Annotated in this window: 5 protein-coding genes and 1 pseudogene; all 6 read left to right on the forward strand. The window is 51.6% G+C overall.

Features of this window, described 5'->3' with window-relative positions; genetic code table 11:
- The first annotated feature begins 1,138 nt into the window (after nucleotides 1–1,138).
- The 6 genes and pseudogenes from AC6I1V_RS13440 to tnpA all read left to right on the forward strand — a co-directional run bounded on the left by AC6I1V_RS13440 (nucleotide 1,139) and on the right by tnpA (nucleotide 18,676).
- Nucleotides 1,139–11,767, forward strand: a complete 10,629-nt coding sequence (locus tag AC6I1V_RS13440) for a VCBS domain-containing protein (protein ID WP_497737069.1) — start codon at nucleotides 1,139–1,141, stop codon at nucleotides 11,765–11,767.
- Nucleotides 11,768–12,013: 246 nt separating this feature from the next.
- Entirely contained in the window at nucleotides 12,014–13,132 is a 1,119-nt protein-coding gene (locus AC6I1V_RS13445) for a glycosyltransferase (protein WP_486854444.1), read from the forward strand.
- Nucleotides 13,133–13,480: 348 nt separating this feature from the next.
- Nucleotides 13,481–13,969, forward strand: a complete 489-nt coding sequence (locus tag AC6I1V_RS13450; protein ID WP_486854445.1) for a DUF927 domain-containing protein — start codon at nucleotides 13,481–13,483, stop codon at nucleotides 13,967–13,969.
- 422 nt (nucleotides 13,970–14,391) lie between these two features.
- On the forward strand, nucleotides 14,392–15,150 hold the full coding sequence (locus tag AC6I1V_RS13455; RefSeq protein WP_486854447.1) for a DUF927 domain-containing protein: 759 nt from the start codon (nucleotides 14,392–14,394) through the stop codon (nucleotides 15,148–15,150).
- A gap of 1,503 nt (nucleotides 15,151–16,653) precedes the next feature.
- Nucleotides 16,654–18,030 (forward strand): alanine/glycine:cation symporter family protein, encoded by a 1,377-nt coding sequence (locus AC6I1V_RS13460; RefSeq protein WP_308770482.1) that lies wholly within the window; start codon nucleotides 16,654–16,656, stop codon nucleotides 18,028–18,030.
- A 194-nt stretch (nucleotides 18,031–18,224) separates the two neighbouring features.
- Nucleotides 18,225–18,676, forward strand: a pseudogene (gene tnpA, locus AC6I1V_RS13465) (IS200/IS605 family transposase).
- The last annotated feature ends 44 nt before the right edge of the window (nucleotides 18,677–18,720 follow it).

Raw genomic sequence — 18,720 nt, forward strand, 5'->3', positions numbered from 1 at the left:
GAATGCTCACTAAGCCGCTTATGATTGTGGGCAGAACCCGGTGATGAAAGCGCCAACCGGACCGGCAAGGCGTGGATGTTGCCTAGAGACATCTGGATGCACTGGGGCAATCGGGGATCTATCCATCATTCTGATCGGGGGCAGCCAGATAGCCGCATAGCCTGACAGTGAAAACAAAGTAGATCGGGGGATGAAACAAGCGGGGGGCTTAGAGTTGGGAGGAAGACGAGTCTGGCTTGTTTCCAATTACAAGAGGCTGAGTGCAATCAGTTCAGCAGTAACCACTAGTGAGCAAAATAGGAGGCCAAAGACTTTTGGATGACTCTTTTTTTATCGGGCGGAGGATCCTGTGTGGTTTGAATTTAGCTGACAAAATCTCCGTTCAGCGGGGAGAAAAGGCTGTTCGTACAATGTACCGTACGCATAACATGAAAATAAGTTACGTAGAAAAACTTTTGATCATTGTCCAAGTTCTTTCACATACCCGATAGCCATCTCTCAAATTTATGTACTGTGGGAGTAATGTCCAAGGCTGTGTCATAGAAAATGGCTGATGCTTTTTTCCTTGAAACTCCAAAGGGATAACCGGAAAAATGCCTTGGCCGTGGATCCCGCCAAGGGGAAAACCGGAGAAAAAGGCTGTATTTTCATCGCACTGTGGAGATGAAACAACCGCAAACGATAACAGAGCCTTTTTTATGCGGGATTCGTTTGTCGAAAATCTGGATGAAATAAGGACAGTATGGCGTAGGCAGAGTATTTCTGTGCCCTGATTGCGTTCCGGGGGCGCCCGATAGAGGCTATTGACACATATATCAGGAATCGGTATCAACACAACAAGCAAAGCATCTCCTGCCATCATGAAGGGGTGCCGAACAGTCGGGATGTGACTGTTTTTCATGACCAGTATCCAAAGTTATTTTGGATGCCTACGTGTTTCGGCAGGAGTTCGTGCAATGCTCTCTCTCTCTCTCTCTCTCTCTCTCTCTCTCTCAGGGCTGCCTGAAGGCAGACTCTTTAGCCATGCCGTAATTTTTGCTCCCATCGCTGTCATCGACGGTGCCTGACGTCCTTTTTCCGTTTTGGAAAGAGGGCGTTTTTCTTTTTTTTCAGATACTAGCCACAAGGAACGTGCATCATGGCAGATATTATTCTCGCAAAACCTGAGGCCGGAACCCGGTCTGTCGTTCAGAGCGTCGAAAATGCCCGCATTCAGCTCAACTTTATGACAGGAGACGCACTGCTTGAGCGGAGCGGCGACGATCTCGTGTTCTCTTTTGAAGACGGTTCCAGCATCGTCATTCAGGATTTCTACACGGCCTACACCAGAGAGAGCGTGCCCGACTTCATTCTGGATGGGGCGCAGATAGCCGGGGCGGATTTTTTTGCGGCCCTGAACCTTGATGAACTCATGCCTGCGGCTGGCCCGGCGGCGTCGACGGCTGAAGGCGGACGCTTCCATGAATATGCCAATACCGAACTGATTGACGGGCTGGATCGTCTTGACGGGCTGGATCTCAGCAGCAGCCGTGCCTTTTCTCCCGAACGGGAGGCTTGGGGAGGGCTGCGCGGAAACGATGTCCCCAATTTTGAACCGGCGTTAAACGATCCCGGCAGCCTTGCAGTCGAGGAAGCGGGCGTATTCCACGGCGGCAATGAAGAGAATCCCGGAATTCCATCCATATCCGGCCCCCTGACCGGCGATGATCCCAATAACGACAATATCACTTTTCATCTTGTCGACGGATCCGGTGCTTCCGTATCCAGCATCCCCACCAAGTATGGCGTCATGGCGCTGAATCCCGACGGCACCTATACCTATACGCTTAATAACGACTCCACAGACACGCAGAGCCTTGCCTGCGGCACGTCCGTCACGGAGACGTTCACTGTCCGCGTGGAGGATGAGCACGGCGCTTGGACGGATACCAAGATCACCGTCACCATCAAGGGAACGAATGATCGCCCTGAACTGGAGCTTGAAGGCAAGGAGGCCAGTTTCACGGAGGATGCCGGAACGTACGAAAGTGGAGGGAAGTTCACCGTAACGGATGTGGATGCCGACGCCGGGACGAACCAGACGTTCCTTATTGCCGCTGACGACGGGGAATTGACGCAGACGGGCCACAAAACCGCCGAAGGCAGCACCCCTGCCGTTTTTGAAACGGAATACGGCACCCTGACGGTCGATCCTGACGGCACATGGACGTATAAGCTCGACAACGATTCCGAGGCCGTTCAGGGGTTGGGCGAGGGCGAAACGCATATTGAAGAATTCACGATAACCGTTGTCGATGAACATGGCGCGTCTTCGGAACAAACCATTACCGTCACCATTACCGGCGTCAACGGCCTTCCCGTGCCTGACCCTGCCGGGGGATCGCTGACGATAAGGGAAAACGGCGTATGGGGGGATGCGGATAGGGACGGACATCCCGATCCTAATGAAACTCTTGACGGCTCTTCTAAAGTGAGCGGGCAGATTCAGGTTAAAGACGAGGACAGGGGGGAAACGCACACTTTCTATTCGGATGCGCTGAAAGGGAAAGGCGAAGCGGGGAGTACGTTCACCCTTGAAGGGACATTGGAAAGGAATGGCGAGCCTTCGGAGACGCAATCCATTCTTTGCACCGTAGTGGAGACGGAAACGATCACGCTTCCTGACGGGAGCACGGCGAGTTTCGTCACTTCATTTGAGACGGATTACGGAACCTTTACCCTGAACCCGGAAACGGGAGTGTATTCATTCGAGCCCCAACAGGGTTCGGAGGCCATGAACGCCCTTGAGCAGGGCGACAGGCTTTCCTTCAACATCGGCGTCACCGTACAAGACTCGGCGGGCGGCCTTTCCGAAAATCCGTTTAATCTTGCCATTACGATTAAGGGAACCAATGACCGGCCCACACTCTCCATCACAGAAACACTGGACGTGGTTGAGTCCGGCGTGGGCAAGGACGCTGCTGGAAAACCTTATAAAAATGGTACTGACAAAGAGGAAAATACTCCATTTACAGGAAAGGATACCAGTAGCGGCGAGGCTGAAGGCTCGGATGTAGACAGGGGGGATGAGGACGGACTGGTCTATGGTGCGGTTGCGGGAACAGATGCCGATAAGCTGTCCGATGATGCACGATTCGCGGAAGAGACTGAGGAAAATCCGTCAGGCGAGGTGCGCATAGAAGGCGAGTACGGAACCCTTATCCTTTCGGCGGATGGGTCTTACCGCTATGTTCTGGCTGAAAAGGGAAATGAGGGCATTGAGGATGATGATTCGCGTCCCGGGAAAGTCAATGCGCTGAATGAGAGCGAGAAGGTAACAGACAGCTTTGTCATCTATGTCAAGGATGAGCATGGTTCATGGGACAGCAAGACCCTGACCGTCAACATCACGGGCACCAATGACCGCCCTGAGCTGTTTCTTCGTGAAGATCGGGCCTATCGGGATGAAGCGGGCAAAGAGGTTGGTAGCGATACGTCCCTGCATGAAGCAAGCAGGGATGGAAGGGAGGACGGAGAAGCGGGCGTCGTTTCGCTTACCGGCAGCGTTTATGCCACGGATGCCGATAAGGAAAACGGCGGCGGGCAGGAGACTACAACGGAAGACAATTACGACCTTGAGTTTTCGTTGACCGGGGGGGAATCATCCCTGAATGGCGGCACGTCTGACCCTGGGAAGGTTAGTGAAGGTGGAAAAGCAATTTCCACGGATTATGGCACATTGACCATCGATGAATACGGAAGCTACCGTTATGATTTGAAGATGGATTCGGAGAAGCTGAAAGCCCTCAGCGAGGGCGATACAGTGACCGAAACCTTTACCGTGCGCGTTACGGATGATCGGGGCGCATGGGATGAAAAAGAGATTACCGTTACCATAAAGGGCACCAACGATCTGCCGATTCTTGCTGACGGGTCGTCGGAGATGAATGTTGTCGAAGCAGGCGTCTGGGGCAGCAAAGATCCTGCTCATAAACCTGATGAGAAGGTCTCTTCGGAGGAGGAATACACCCAATCTGTTCAATTCGATAAGGTGGATGCCAATGACACGCACAGCCTCGTCATTGGCGGCGATCTGCCGAAGGATGCTGGGCTTACGGTTTCTGGCACTGTTTCTGGCGACTTTGCAGATGCCCTTACAGGCTCTACCTATTCGATAACGGAAACTGGAAGTGCTGGAGAATATACCGTCACAGCCACCATTCCCGGAATCAACGGAGGAAACCCCATAACCTTGGGTACGCTAACGCTGGAACAGGACGGTAAGGATGGGGATCTTTCCTACACGTTCACGCCCAATCAGGGTGAGGATGGCCTGCAAAACATTCCGCAGGGCATGGATTTGAGTATCCAAATCCCGCTTAAGGTAAAAGACAATCATGGTGTCCTTTCCGAGGGAACGCATACCGCGACCATCAACATCGAAGGTACCAATGACCGGCCCTCGATTTCTGTTGTCAAAGAGCAAGCTGACGGCGATATATATGTTTCCGGCGTGGGGCGTGATGGGGAAAACGATGACAAGCCCATCACCACAGAGCCGGATACGCTGCTCAACCCGGCAGAAAATCAAGATTATTCTTCAAAGATGGAAATCACGGGCAGCCTTACGGCTTCCGATCCTGACGCGGGAGATACGGTCAGCTTCTTCATCAGCGGGGCGAACGGTAAGGAAAACGGCATCTCATGCGCGGTTGGTGATGATGAAAGTACGGTCACCGTTTCTCTCAATGGAGAGGAAATCGGCAAACTGGAATTGAAGTCTGATGGCTCCTATTCGTTCAAATTGACGAACGAAGCGCCTCTGAAAGGCTATGAGGAAGGCAGCAGCTTCTCGTTTACGGTCGATTTCAAGTCGAAGGATCAGCACGGTTCCACAAGCACGAACTCGGTTCAACAGGAATTTACCATCCACGCCAGCAACGACAAGCCGACGATCACGAATGGTAAGGAAAACCCCCTCGATAAGTCCATCTTGGAAAGTGAGGACAAGGTTACCGGCAGAGTTGAGTTTGAGGATGCGGACAAGGATAGCACGGATGCGGACGGCAAGGGAGATAGCCATACCTTTGGCCTGATTACAGAAGAAGACCATGTGAAGCTTCAGGACGGCGAGTCCGTTGATATGAAGCCATCCATTTCCGCAGACGGATGGGGAAAACTCGAAATCAACCCGGAGACGGGCGAATATACCTTCTATCTGGATAAAACCAGCAACAAAGTCATAGGGCTCCAGAAAGGACAGGAGCAAGAGCTGCATTTTTATGTGGTCGTGCGTGACGATAAGGGCGCGTATGACGTGCAGGAGATCACCATCACGATCACGGGTGAGGATACGCCTACCGTTTTCAGAGGAAACGCCGCCATCCATGTGGTGGAGGAAGCCGGGGTCATAGCGCCGGAAAAGGATGGTAAGCAAAACACGGATAAGCCTGGAAAGCCGACCGCATCGGGCAAGTTGGAAGCTGAGGAATTTGACAAGGTTGGTGAGGAGTTCGAAGGTGTCGATCCTGACGAATCACTTCCTATCGAATATTCCGTCAAAGAAGAAGGCGTTGCTCAGGAAACGTTTGGAGGTTTGTCCTCCGATATTCGGGAGGCAATCAACGGAGCATTTTCGGGGGAGGAGTGGGGCCCTGATGCCACGGTCAGCATCGTAAAGGGAACATACGGAACGCTTTATCTGAACAGTGCGACGGGACAGTATTTTTATCAACTGGATAATGGCAACCCGGATACCGAAGCGCTCGAGCAGGGCGAGATTGGGTATGAGGAGTTTGAGATCCATGCTGGGGAAAAGGGCAACCCTGAGAGCTTGGGCGCTGACCAGCCTCTGAAAATCGCCGTGGTGGGAACCAATGACGCGCCTGTCGTGAGGGACATCAAGCTGAGTAAAGATACCCCCGACGGAATTACGCTGACCCCCGACGAAGATAATAAAGGTTACACGATTAGTGGCCTTGAGGAAGATAGCGAGATCCAGTCCGTGAGCGGTACGATTTCCGCATCGGACGTGGACAGCCCTGCTGGTTCGCTCCAATACCTGATCAGGGTTACGGATACGGATAAGGACGGAAACGTCAGCTACAGCTATGTCGGATCCGATGCCTCCAACAAGTACGGCTACCTGACTCTGGACGAGAAGACCGGGGAATATACATTCGTGGTCAATAACGACGCCGTTCAGGAGCTTGATAAGGGTGACTCGGTGGAGGTTTCCTTTACCGTGGTCGTCAGAGACGAATACCATGCGGTTTCTGAAGAAAAGGAACTGACCTTCACGATTACTGGTAAGGAAGATGCGGCCTCCATCAACAAGGGGTCCGTGACGACCTATGAACATGCTGCGGACGTTGTTGTTGAAGGAAGCAGCAAGCTTGTCATTTCTGACGTCGATGCCGGCGAAAAAGAGTTTACGTCCATCACATTCGGCAATAAAGAGCTTCCGCTTACTGGAAACGGGCCGTGGGAGATCAAAGGTGAGTACGGAACATTAACCCTGACCAAAGGAGATGATGGTTCTCTTTCTTATACGTATACATTGTCAAAGGAAAAGGACGTAGAAGAGAAGCTCAATTGGCTCAATGAAACAGATTCTGTAGAGGAAACATTTACAGTTTCGGGAACGTCCAATGGTGAGCCGGTTTCCAATAATATAGTCGTCACTATCAAGGGGGAAAATGACGCGCCGTATGAACTGACGCTGGAAGGTAAAGGCGGCGCTGTGATAACGGGGGAAGGTACAACATGGCACATGAGCGTTGAGGGTTGGGATCCTGTCAGAGGCAAAGCCTCTGGTTCCGATTACGACAACGATGCCAATGACCTGCGTTACTATGTGGATGACGCGGATGGGACGACTGAGGCTCAGGTCGGCCTTCAGACCATCAAGGGGCAATACGGTTACTTGGTCATCAATTCCGAAACCGGCGAGTACAGTTATACGGTAGACCCTGCCCTTAAAGACTATCAGGATCTTGTAGAAAAAGATGGCGGTCAGGACTCGTTTACGATCATCGTTTCCGACCCTTATGGCGCTACGCATGAAGAAACCATCGTTTTTGATGTGACCCACAAGCCGGGTTCGGAAGAGGGCGAGGGTAAATTGCTTCTTGACGATAACATCCCCACAGTGGAGGTAACGGAAGACAACCACGAGTATTTCAAGAAGGATGAGAATGGAAACGACGCTGTAGATGAGACTGGAAAACCAATCGACAACACCCCGCCGCCTGCCGTGGAGAGTGAGTTTTCCAAGCTTCTGGATGAGGATGGAAACACCGTCAAACTTGAGCCGGACGATATCTGGCTTGTGGATAATGGGGGGACTGGAGAGCCGCAACCTGGCGACGGCAAAACCCATATAGTCAATACGGATTACGGCGCTCTGGTTCTGGAGAAAAACGAAGCAGGAGAGTGGGGATACCGTTTTGTCCTGAACAACGGCAGCGATGCCGTGCAGTCTCTGGATGAGGGCGAATCGAAAGAGTTATCCTTCTATGTGCAGACCGGAAGTATGGAAAAGCCGGTTGAGATAACGGTGGTGGTCTCCGGCATCAACGACCGTCCCGTGATTGAAGGGGCGGAGAACCTCACGTTGGAGGATACGGCGACTGATGCCGTCGAGGGTACCCTTACCACGTCCGACCCGGATGCTAGTGATGTCGGCAACGCGGAAGGGGGGGCTGGGAATCTTCAATACACCGTTTCCGCGGCTGAGGGTTCCGGCCTTGAGCTTGAGCTTCAGGGAGACGGTTCCTACAAGGTCAGCAAGGACGGCGTCAACTGGGGCACGTTCACGCTGAATCAGGATGGCACGTATTCGTTCAAGGCCAGTGAGCAGGCGGCAGAAAAACTGCTGGCTGGAGAAAACGAGGAGCTGAAGCTCACCATCACCGTGGATGACGGCTCGAAAAAGGATGATGGTTCGCCGCTGGAGAATGCCACGGCGTCCACGGATATTTCCATCACCATCACGGGAACCAATGAAGAACCGAAAATAACGGGCCTCAAGAAGGAGCTTATCGTCAAGGAAGATACGACATTCTCCGACACGGGAACGCTGGAAGTGAAGGACGACAGGGTGGGTACGGACGGAAAACCCACGGGGCTTACCTATACCGTCGCCGCTGGCGAAGGTAAAGAAGGCGCCGAAACGGCGGGGGGCATCGCCGCAGGGAAATACGGCTCCCTCTATGTGAATGCCGACGGTTCCTATACGTACAAGCTCAACAATCAGTTACAGGCCGTGCAGGAACTGGGAGAGGACGATGAGCCGCTGACCGAGATTTTTACCATCTACGTCAAGGACAAGGATGGCGGCGTGACCTCGCAAAAGATCACCGTCACCATAAACGGCACCAACGATTTGCCTGTGCTGGAGTTGGATAAGCCTGTGTTGGACATCAAGGAAGGTGACGAAGATGTGTCCGGCAAGGCCACAGCCTCGGATGTGGATAAAAATGATCAGGATGACCTGAGATATTCCTTTGACGGCGGAAAAACGGAAGAAACGGTAGACGGCGTTGTCTGGAGCGTCGTGGAAACGGCCTACGGCACGTTCAAAATCAACACCAAGACGGGAGACTATACCTTTACGCTGAACAATGAAGCCGATGCGGTCAAGAACCTGAGGCCTACGGATATCGTTAAGGATTCCGTTACCGTAGTCGTGACTGACGGCAAGGAATCGGTGGAAAAGGAACTGGCGGTGCATATCAAGGGTACGGACAGCACGCCGGAAGTGACTGATGAGGGCAGCCTTTCCGTTTCGGTGAATGATACGGCCGAGCGCGTTGAGGGCCAGATCAAGGCCGAGGGCTGGGATAAGGGCATTGACGGCAAAGGATCGGATCCTCTGACGTATACGGCCGAGGGCTCCCAGCCGGTTACGGAAGACGGCAAGGTCTGGCAGCGCATCGAAGGAGAGCATGGAACCCTGTTCCTTGATTCGTCCACGGGCGCGTATCGCTATGAGCCTTCGGAGGAAATGAAGGCTCTGGCTCAGGGCGAATATAAGGAGGACTCCTTTAAGGTCGTTATTTCCGACAGCACGGGCAATAAGATAGAAGCGGACATATCTGTCACCATTGACGGAACGAATGATGGGCCCGTCATCAATTCCAATACCATCACCAATGCTGGCGGCACGAGCACAGGCAGGCTCGAATTCTCGGATGTGGATACGAGCGATACGCATACGGTGACTTTCGACGGCCTGTACGCAGAGGGCGGAAAAACTCCGCTGAGCGTGGATACCGCCAATATGCCGGAGGGTTCCGTTTTCGTTTACAACGCGGAAGGCGTTCTTGTGGGAACGCTTGCTTTGCAATTCACCAAGGGAGACGGCGACAAGGATGTATTGTCCTATACGTTCACCCCTGATCCGGGTTATGCGAATTCGCTGCCCGTCGGCAGCTCAAACATTTCGTTTGGTGTGACGGTGACGGATAGGAACGTGGCGGGAACGGATATGAAGTCCGATACCAAGCCGGATCAGACGTTCACCATTGAGAATAAAAATGATGTCCCTGAGAGCGGTGAGGGAACGGACGTTTCTAGAGGCGACTATGAAGGAACCATTGTCTTCTCGGATAAGGATATTCTGGATACGCACACGGTAACCTTCAACGGCCTTAAGGATGCGCAAGGCAAGGATCTTGCCGTTGATCTGAGTGGCGGCACCTCGCAGAAATTTGAAGTCTACAAGGACGGCGTGTCGGTCGGCGCCCTTGAAGTCTCCTATACTCAGGGAGACAAGAATCAGGGGAACCGGATTGAGTATGAATTCACGCCCGCTTCCGATCTGAACGGGCTGCCCGTGGGCGATACCTCGTTGGAATTTACGGTCACAGTTTCCGATTCCAATCAGGGAACTCTCGTTGCCGGAGAAGGCGGCTTCACGGTTTCCAATGCGAACGATGCACCGCAAATCGTGGGGGATGTCGTGGATGATGTCACGGGCACGCTCACGTTTTCGGATGCGGACAAGGCCGATACGCATACGGTGACTTTCGACGGCCTGTACGCAGAGGGCGGAGAAACTCCGCTGAGCGTGGATACCGCCAAGGTGCCGGGCAAGCCCGTTTCCGTTTACAACGCGGAAGGCGTTCTTGTGGGAACGCTTGCTTTGCAATTCACCAAGGGAGACGGCGACGAGGATGTATTGTCCTATACGTTCACCCCTGATGCGAATTATGCGAACTCCCTGCCCAAAGGCGGATCGGAAGAGATCACGTTCTCTGTGAGCGTGGCGGACAATAACGGTTCGTCGTTGACGGATTCTGGAGAGACGCAACATTCGTTCGTTGTTGCCAATGAAAACGATGCGTCCGATGTTGCTGCCGCCGTCGGCGCCGACAAGACCTCTGGGACCGTCAGCTTCTCCGATGCGGGCGTTCAGGATAGCGTAGTGCTGTCCCTTGAGTACGGCGGGAAACCGTATGCCGTGGCAGGCAACACATGCGAGAACCCCGGCGTCGGAACCACTACCCTTCAGGAGACGGGAACAAACGCCTATGGCTATCCGTTCGTTCCCGATGCCAATTTGACGGATAGCGTGCCGGACGGAAAGCGGGGCACGCTGGATATTGTGTTCAAGGTTGAGGATCGCGCAGGGGAAAGCGGCACTGCGTCTGTCCGGTTGGGCTTCAAGGGAACCAACAATACCCCTGAGGCCGATGTTGACCCGGCAATACGCCATGATGCTCAAACGCATACCATGAGCGGTTCCTTTACCGTTACCGCTCCCGATGGCCATCCGGTCGAGATTCCTGAGTCTGCCGCAGGAACGTACGGTTCCGTGGCAATCACGGAAAAACAGGATGGGACATGGGGGTATACCTATACGCTTGAGAAAGATCCGGGTGAAGACACGGCGGATAGCTTTACCATCACCTTTAAGGATCAATACGGTGCCGAGAACGCTTTCACCATCAACGTGCCGTTGTCCCATCTTGGAAACCTGCCTCTGGACGGCGCCGCTTTTGCGCAGCCTGCAATGCAGAACCTGATGTATGACGGCATCCCCAGCATCGTGGCATCCCTCCCAGAGGATGGGGATGGCGTTTCCGGCTCAGGGACGAACGGGTTCGTTCTTGCCGGGCAAGAAATGCCCCTGCCCGCGCCTGCTTCCGAAGAAGGGGACGCCCATGAACCGTCATCCCTCCCTGACGGCGGTGAAGATGCCCTTTATAAGCTCTTCATGGAACGGGATGAGCTTGGGAGTGCCGCCGAGGAGATCTGGGCTGAAGACAAGAGCCTTGCGGCCAGTGCCGCCGAAAACGATTCGCTGGTTTCCAGAAATGCGGCCGAGACGCGTTGGGAAAGGGAACCGGAGATGGAATATTCCGATTCGGCGTTCTTTTTGGGGGATGGCGGCGACGTCGGCATCTTTGGAGTGGAGGCTTCGGATGTCTTCCTCTCCGATGCCTCTGGGAACGGCGGACATTATGGCGGACAGGCAGGCGGGCTGAATCTGGAGGACGTGCTTGAGGAACCCGACGGAACTCTGGATTCGCTTCTGGCGGAAGATGCCGATGGAACTGCGCCGAACAGTGGGCAAGATGATTTCGATCCGAGCCTCACGGAGATCAAGGTGGACAAGGCGCTGGAAGGTACGCAAAACGGTATGCCCGGAGTTCCCGATGTTGATGAGCTGACGAGCGAAGTCGCCGGCATTGTGGGGTTCAGCGAATCCTTGCCTGCGGACGATGTAAGCCTTGTGCAGCAGCTTGCGGAGGCAAGCGCGGCGAATAACCACGGCATGTGATTGAAACCGGGATTCCCAAAGGCGGGCAGGCTCCCGCCTTTGGGACTTTTCGGGGAATGGAGACGAGGGCGGGTTGTCGGATGCCCCTTAAGGAAGGAATACGTTTTGGCCTGTTCCGATCCCCCGTCCCTCTCGGCGCAATCACCTTTCAGCCTGTGCGGAGCGTTGGGTTCAGCCATGCAAGTCTTGTTTGTGTATTATGCCTTTCCGGGACCATTTGGTCATCTGGCTGCGGATTTTGCGGCCATGCCGGATACAACCGTTTGGTTCGCCTCGGAATACGGCAGAAGGGATCTGTCCGTCCCCGGCGTGCTTCGTTTGAACCTGCGCATGCCGAAGGCTGGAGGCAGTCAGGGGCCATTGCCGCCCTTGCAGGAGGCCGGGCGCGATTTTCACAGGGCGTACCTGCGTGGCCATATGACGGCGGGAGAACTCTGGAAACTGCGGAAGACGGGATTCGTGCCGGATATGATCTGCACGACGGCGGCTATGGGGAACAGCCTTTTCCTCCGAGACATATTCCCAGAGAGCTTTTGTGTGGTGCATGCCGAAACCTTCTCAAGGCGGGATGATGGGCTGGAGGGTGTCCAAAAGGCCGATCCGGCGCGCAGGCGGATACGCAATGTGCTGCATCTCAACAGCCTCGCCGACTGCGATCTTGCCGTCACTTCAACGCGATACCAGCGGGATCAGTTCCCGGAGTGGCTGGCCAAAGACATGGTTGTCCTGCCTCGATGTGTGGATACGGATTTCTTTTCCCCCGGTTCCGGTCGAGAGGCGTTTGGGGAGCTGGTGGCCTTTTCCGGGCAGGAACTGGCGTCGCCGGGAGCCTTTCCGCTATTCGATATCCTGTCGGGATTGCTTGCCAAACGCTCAACCTGCCGGGCGGCGGTCCTTGCCCCTTTCGTTGGGCGGGCGCAGCTTCCCGTCTTACGTGAGCAGCTTGCCGGGAAACTGGGAAAGTACGCCGAGCGTGTTCTTCTGTGTGGCTTTTCTTCGGCGGAAGCATATCGGGATGTGCTGAGGGCCTCTTCCCTTTATATCCATTCCGCCGCCGCGTTCGTTTCCTTGGCGTTGCTGGAAAGCATGAGCTGCGGCTGTCTGGTGCTGGCTTCGGATACGGAGGCGGTGCGTGAATTTGTCCGGGAGGGGGAGAACGGTTTTCTGTGTGATTTTCGTTCCGCGGAAGCCACGGTGAACCGCATTGCGGCATTGCTGGAACGGAGGGCTTGTCTTGCCGGCGTCAGGAAAGCCGCACGGAAAGATATGATGGACGGACATGACCTCAGGCATACGCTGAAAAGAAACAGGGAGTGCCTGCTTGGGCACTACGCACGCTGGAGAGGGCGGGCCGCTTCCATATAGAAACCATTCCCGGAAAAACAAGGAAACAGGCCGGTTGTGCTTCAATGGGGCAGCCGGCCCGTTTTTATTCCCTATACGCCAGCAGGCCGGTACCCCCTGAGTCGATGTTCTTGCTGCGTTCGCCCTGTGGCGAAGCGGTCGAAAGAAAGGGGCAAGATTTCCATCTTTGGTGTCCGGGGCTGCGGGAGAAAGGAGCGCCATCGGCTGTTTGATCCCCGAACGCCTTTGCCACGTGCAACACTGGAGGAAACCGTTTCAATCAAGGCTTTCTGGCCGGAGTACGGAAATTTCGACCCTTGCCGTCTTGGACGGGATTGCTTTTCACATCTACGCATAATGTAATCTAGGGTGGGGAGTTATTCTTTCCAATTGAAGCCGTCCCAGACGAGAGATTCTCTGAACGGTTTATGGGGACATCTTGTAAGGTTCCATGATGCCAATGGCGTCCTTCGCCAACTCATCCTCAGTATGGCAGAGTTGGAGGGGAACGGAGACAGCTTGCGGCAAACGCTGTTGGAACAGGGATTTCAGATTTCACCGGATAAAGTGGCTCGGAGTCTTTTTATCCGTTTTCTGGACGATTCGACTCCACAGATGTTTGCAAGGATAGTCAAAAAAATCAGATGGATTGGTGATGTATACGTTCTTAGGGACATAGCCTATGGCAGGGCTGAAGGAGAGTTGTTCATTCCTGAATCTCCGAGATTGGCAGGTCGTTTTGAGGCTGCCGGAATTCTTGAAGGCTGGCAGAAAAATGTGGCGGAACCATGCCTCGGCAATCCGCTGTTGGAGCTGGCGATATCTTTTGCTTTTGGCTCTGTTCAAGTTTACGGTTGATAAAGAGAAGTATGCTCGTTTAACCGTCGGAGGCGCGAGCGTCAGCGAGCTTTGAGGACGTCCACCGCCGCATGGCAATGCGGCATGGAGGGGGCGAGGAGCGGCCAAATGTCTCGCGAAGCGCGGTCGAGAGCGGCGAAGCCGCGCGAGACGAAGCGCCGTCAGCCGTTGCCGGAGGGTGCCTTTCACCGCGCTGGAAGTGCGGCCGTCTCCACGGCAGCGAATGTTCCGCTGAAACAGGGGCAGATGAATGACCTCTGATTGCTGTATCAACCGGAAACTTTAACACAGCCTTGCTGTTACAGGACCACTTCTCGAACCCTGTGGACTTGAAGGTGGTGGCCTTCTTTCTGCGGCAAAACGACTGCCATCAAGGTGGCAGGTTCTGTCTGTAGCGGTGGAGGTAGGCAAGGCATGGCTATATCCGCCAATGGCGGGCTACCGACAACGCCCTTGAGGGTACTGCTGCGGCACACTGTGACCACCTCTTCTGTCTTGACGAAATCGGACAGGCCTCTTCGCGTGTCGTGAGCGAGGTTGCCTACATGCTGGCAAACGGTCAAGGGAAGGCTCGCGCCAACAAGAAAGGCAATGCCAAGGCCATACAGGAGTGGCGGTTGTCCTTCATGTCTACGGAAGGGCTGACGCTTGTGGACAAGATTGCGGAAGACGGACGAGGGCAAGCTATGCCCGGACAGGCCGTCCAAGTGCTGGACATCCCGGCGGATGGAGGAACAGGACAAGGAATTTTTACCTATATTCCTAGTGGATTGAATAGGAACAGTTTCAGCCAACAGTTGGTTGGAGCTGTCGGACGGTTTTATGGAACGGCACTTCGGAGAGTCCTCGGATGTCTTGTCGATGGGCTTGAGAAGCATGTCCCTGATGCGAAGCAGATGAGTAGCGAATTTATTCAGGACGTGTGCCCGAAAGCTGCTTCGGGGCAAGTCAAACGTGCGTGCCAGCGATTCGGACTGATAGCTACCGCAGGAGAAAAAGCCATCGACTTTGGTGTCCTTCCGTGGCCGGAAAAAACGGCCTCACGTGCGGCCCAGTTTAGTTTTTTCGCTTGGATCAAGGAGCACGGAGGAATCGGGGATATGGAGATCGAAAACACCCTGGACCGGATCAAGACCTTTTTCCAGAAACATGAGGAGACTCGTTTCGGCAAGCTCTTCTGAATTTTTCCTTTGTTCCTGAGCCTTGTTGCGAATGAGGGAGAGTTGATTACGGCTGGCAGGCTTGCCTCCTCCCCGGAATCTATTTTTATCGTCCTGAGAGCCGTTTTAAGAGATGTTTTGATGATTTGTGGGAAAGTTCAGTCTTTTGTTTAATAGATTTAAAACCTTGTTTTTGGTCAATTCAAGAATATTTTTAAAAATGAGAATAAGGATATACGGAACAAAAATCATTTGTGACTCTTTTATCTGGTATTACAAGGCTTACAGATACAATTGCAGTCTTGCCATTTTGATCGTTTTTTACATCTATAGAGGATTGTAATAATCTATATTTTTATCTTATTTGTGTTATATTAATATATAGATTTATTTACTATTTTTATTTATTGTTTATTTGTTATTGTCTTTTTAGTAATATAACCAGATATAAAAAATTAAAAATGAGTTTATTGATATTGTCATCATTGGTAAACGGTTCATTCGTGATCAATTGAGACGTATCAGGCATATTATATGCTGAAAAGTTCAACAGATTTCTTTTTGAAAAAAGAAAAATCTATTTTTTGAGTGAAACGATAGCTCTTTGGATTTACTATAGATTGGAATAAATATTTTATCATGTATTCAATGCGTTCTGTACAACGCACCGTACGCACGATCATCTTTGCAGATTGAGTTTACAGAATTTATCATATAATGTTGAGTGGTTGTAGAAAATCTTTGAAAGCTGAGGACATGACGGTCTACATCCCTCCTGAAAAACAGAAATGAAGCAATTTCTTTTGATAAGATGCGATATAACCGTCGGCATCTTATTGAAAAGACTCTGTTCTAGTTTGTGGTTGTTTCATCTCCACAGTGCGGTGAAAAATACAGCCTTTTTCTCCAGTTTTCCCCTTGGCGGGAGCCACGGCTCAGGCATTTTTCCGGTTATCCCTTTGGAACTTCAAGGAAAAAAGCATCAACCATTTTCTATAACAGCCATTGAAAATACATTCTGCAAACTGAAGAATTGATAGTGCATAGCGACTCGGTAGGACCGTTGTGCCATGCCTTTTGCTCAACCAGCTACCTTCCCTTTTCTATTAACTCCTATCTCAGTTAATAATTCTTGGGCTTATAAATTAGGGTATACTATTTCTGATGAAATATATAAATGTTTTCTTGTAGTTAATAAATAGGTGTTACAGGTAATTTCACACCAAAGAGGATACATTGAGTAATCAATCAAATTTTATAGCACTATGCAAAAGGCAATGAATCAAGTATGGACATACTGTTGATATGATGATAAATAAAGGTAAAGACTACCTTCCATTGTAGTCTCCCCCAAAAATGGACCGTGATAAATTCCCCAGTTTATCACGGTCTCATTTTTTGTTGATCTAATAGCTCTCTTGATCTATCAAAAGAGTGCTCGCATATATGCATCAGGGTGGATGGAAATTTTAAATTGAACGTTCAAACAATTTAGATTGAACACTCAAACATGTAGAGGGTATCATGGAGCAGCTTATCAAAGATATCCTAACCCCCATTAATAGTTTTGTATGGGGACCTGTCATGTTAGTCATGCTGGTTGGAACAGGCTTATACCTTAATATAGGTCTTAAATTTTATTCATTTCGCAATTGGATCCGAGCTTATAAATGCCTATGGGAAGGTCGCTCAGATAAATCCAGTCATGGTGAAATATCTCCTTGGAATGCTTTGATGACAGCTATTGCTGCTGACATTGGTACGGGTAACATTGTTGGTGTGGCTACAGCTATAGCTATTGGCGGCCCAGGGGCACTCTTTTGGATGTGGGTTACTGCCCTTGTTGGAATGATGACCAAATTTTCTGAAGTGCTCCTCTCTGTCCATTTTCGTGAAAAAACTCCTGCCGGCAACTGGGTAGGCGGAGCTATGTACTTCATCAAGAACGGACTTGGTCCAAAGTGGGCATGGCTTGGAGTGCTGTTCGCCGTTTTTGGAACACTGGCCTGTATCGGCACCGGCGCTATGGTTCAAGCCAATGCTATATGCGGCAACCTTGTTTCCTCGTTCGGCCTTAATAAGTATCTTGTGACCGGAATCTTGGTCGTCATGTGCGTTTTGGTCCTCTTGGGAGGCGTCAAGCGTGTTGGTGCTGTCGCTGGCAAACTGGTTCCGTTCATGGCAGGGTTGTACATTATCATGTGCTTGGTCATTATCATCATGCACATAGATCGCGTCCCTCAAGTTTTTGTATGGGTTGTAACTGACGCCTTTACGCCTACTGCTGCTCAGGGTGGTTTTGTTGGCGCAACTATCATGATGGCTATTCAGATGGGGATGGCGCGTGGTATTTTCTCCAACGAGGCTGGCCTTGGCACCGCTCCCATGGCCCATGCCGCCTCTACCGCTGAAAGCCCACTGGTTCAAGCATCTATCGGTATGCTTGATGTATTCATCGATACTATTATCGTTTGCTCGATGACAGGGTTTGTTATTTTGGTTGGCACGACTCCAGAAGGAGACCCTCTCTGGTCCAGTGGACTCAATGGAGGGGTTCTTAGCGCTACAGCCTTTGCCTCATCCCTGTCTTCCATTGGTGAATACGGAGTAAGCATTTGTCTGGCTCTCTTCGCCTTCACGACGGCCCTTGGCTGGTGCGTGTATGGAGAACGTTGCATCATTTATCTTTTTGGTGATAAAGGACAAGTTCCTTTTAGGATTATCTACTGCATAGCTGTAGGAGTCGGAGGTCTCGTAGCTCTCGATGTTGTTTGGCTGCTTGCTGATACTTGCAATGCACTCATGGCTTTCCCCAACCTTTCGGGCTTGTTGCTCTTGAGTCCTGTCCTCTTTAAGATCGTTAGAGAAGAAACCAAGAAGGATAAGCGATTTGTCTGCTAAGTAGGCATCTGCTAATTTTCTAAAGAGGGGAACACTTTTTGAGTGCTCCCCTTTTTGTATAGAAAGAAAACCTCCCAACTAGGTGGGAGGTCTCCAAAATCTTATAGAGCTTTCGTATAGTAACAATTTTGATTTGTTAGCAAAGTATTATGGTCTGGCAGATGCAAGCGGCAACAAGTCAAAAGGAAGTCACAATGAGTGACGTTCAAAGTTTAGTCCGCACAAAATGAAACTGCAAATATTATTGGTGGTTATCCTCAAATATTGCAGATAGGTTTTCTATGATGAAAAGGAGCATGGGATCGGCGAGATATTGCGCAGGCATTACGAATGGAAAGGAGTAACAATTGTTGAAGCGGAATGCTGTCCGAATTATATCCATATGCTGCTTGAGATACAGCCCAAGATGGGCGTATTGGAATTTATAGAATATCTGAAGGGTAAAAGCAGCCTGATGCTCTACGCGCGTTTTGGGATTTGAAGTTTAAATACCGCAATCACGGATTTAGGTGCCGGGGCTATTACATAGACACGGCAGGCAAAATAAAGAGAAGATTAAGTATTGCATAAAAAAACTGGAAGAGGATAAACTGGATACACAGCTTTCCTTCCCTGTTCCGGGAGCCCGTTTACGGGCGGCAGATAACAGAGATGTCAATGCCAGATCGTTATGTGCCTGTTAAGGTGTTG

The organism is Bilophila sp. T19-St14, from assembly GCF_059728385.1.

Bases quoted from the DNA above. Each gene is read 5' to 3' on its own strand.
- AC6I1V_RS13440 (WP_497737069.1), top strand. From the start codon at position 1,139: ATGGCAGATATTATTCTCGCAAAACCTGAGGCCGGAACCCGGTCTGTC.
- AC6I1V_RS13445 (WP_486854444.1), top strand. From the start codon at position 12,014: ATGCCGGATACAACCGTTTGGTTCGCCTCGGAATACGGCAGAAGGGAT.
- AC6I1V_RS13460 (WP_308770482.1), top strand. From the start codon at position 16,654: ATGGAGCAGCTTATCAAAGATATCCTAACCCCCATTAATAGTTTTGTA.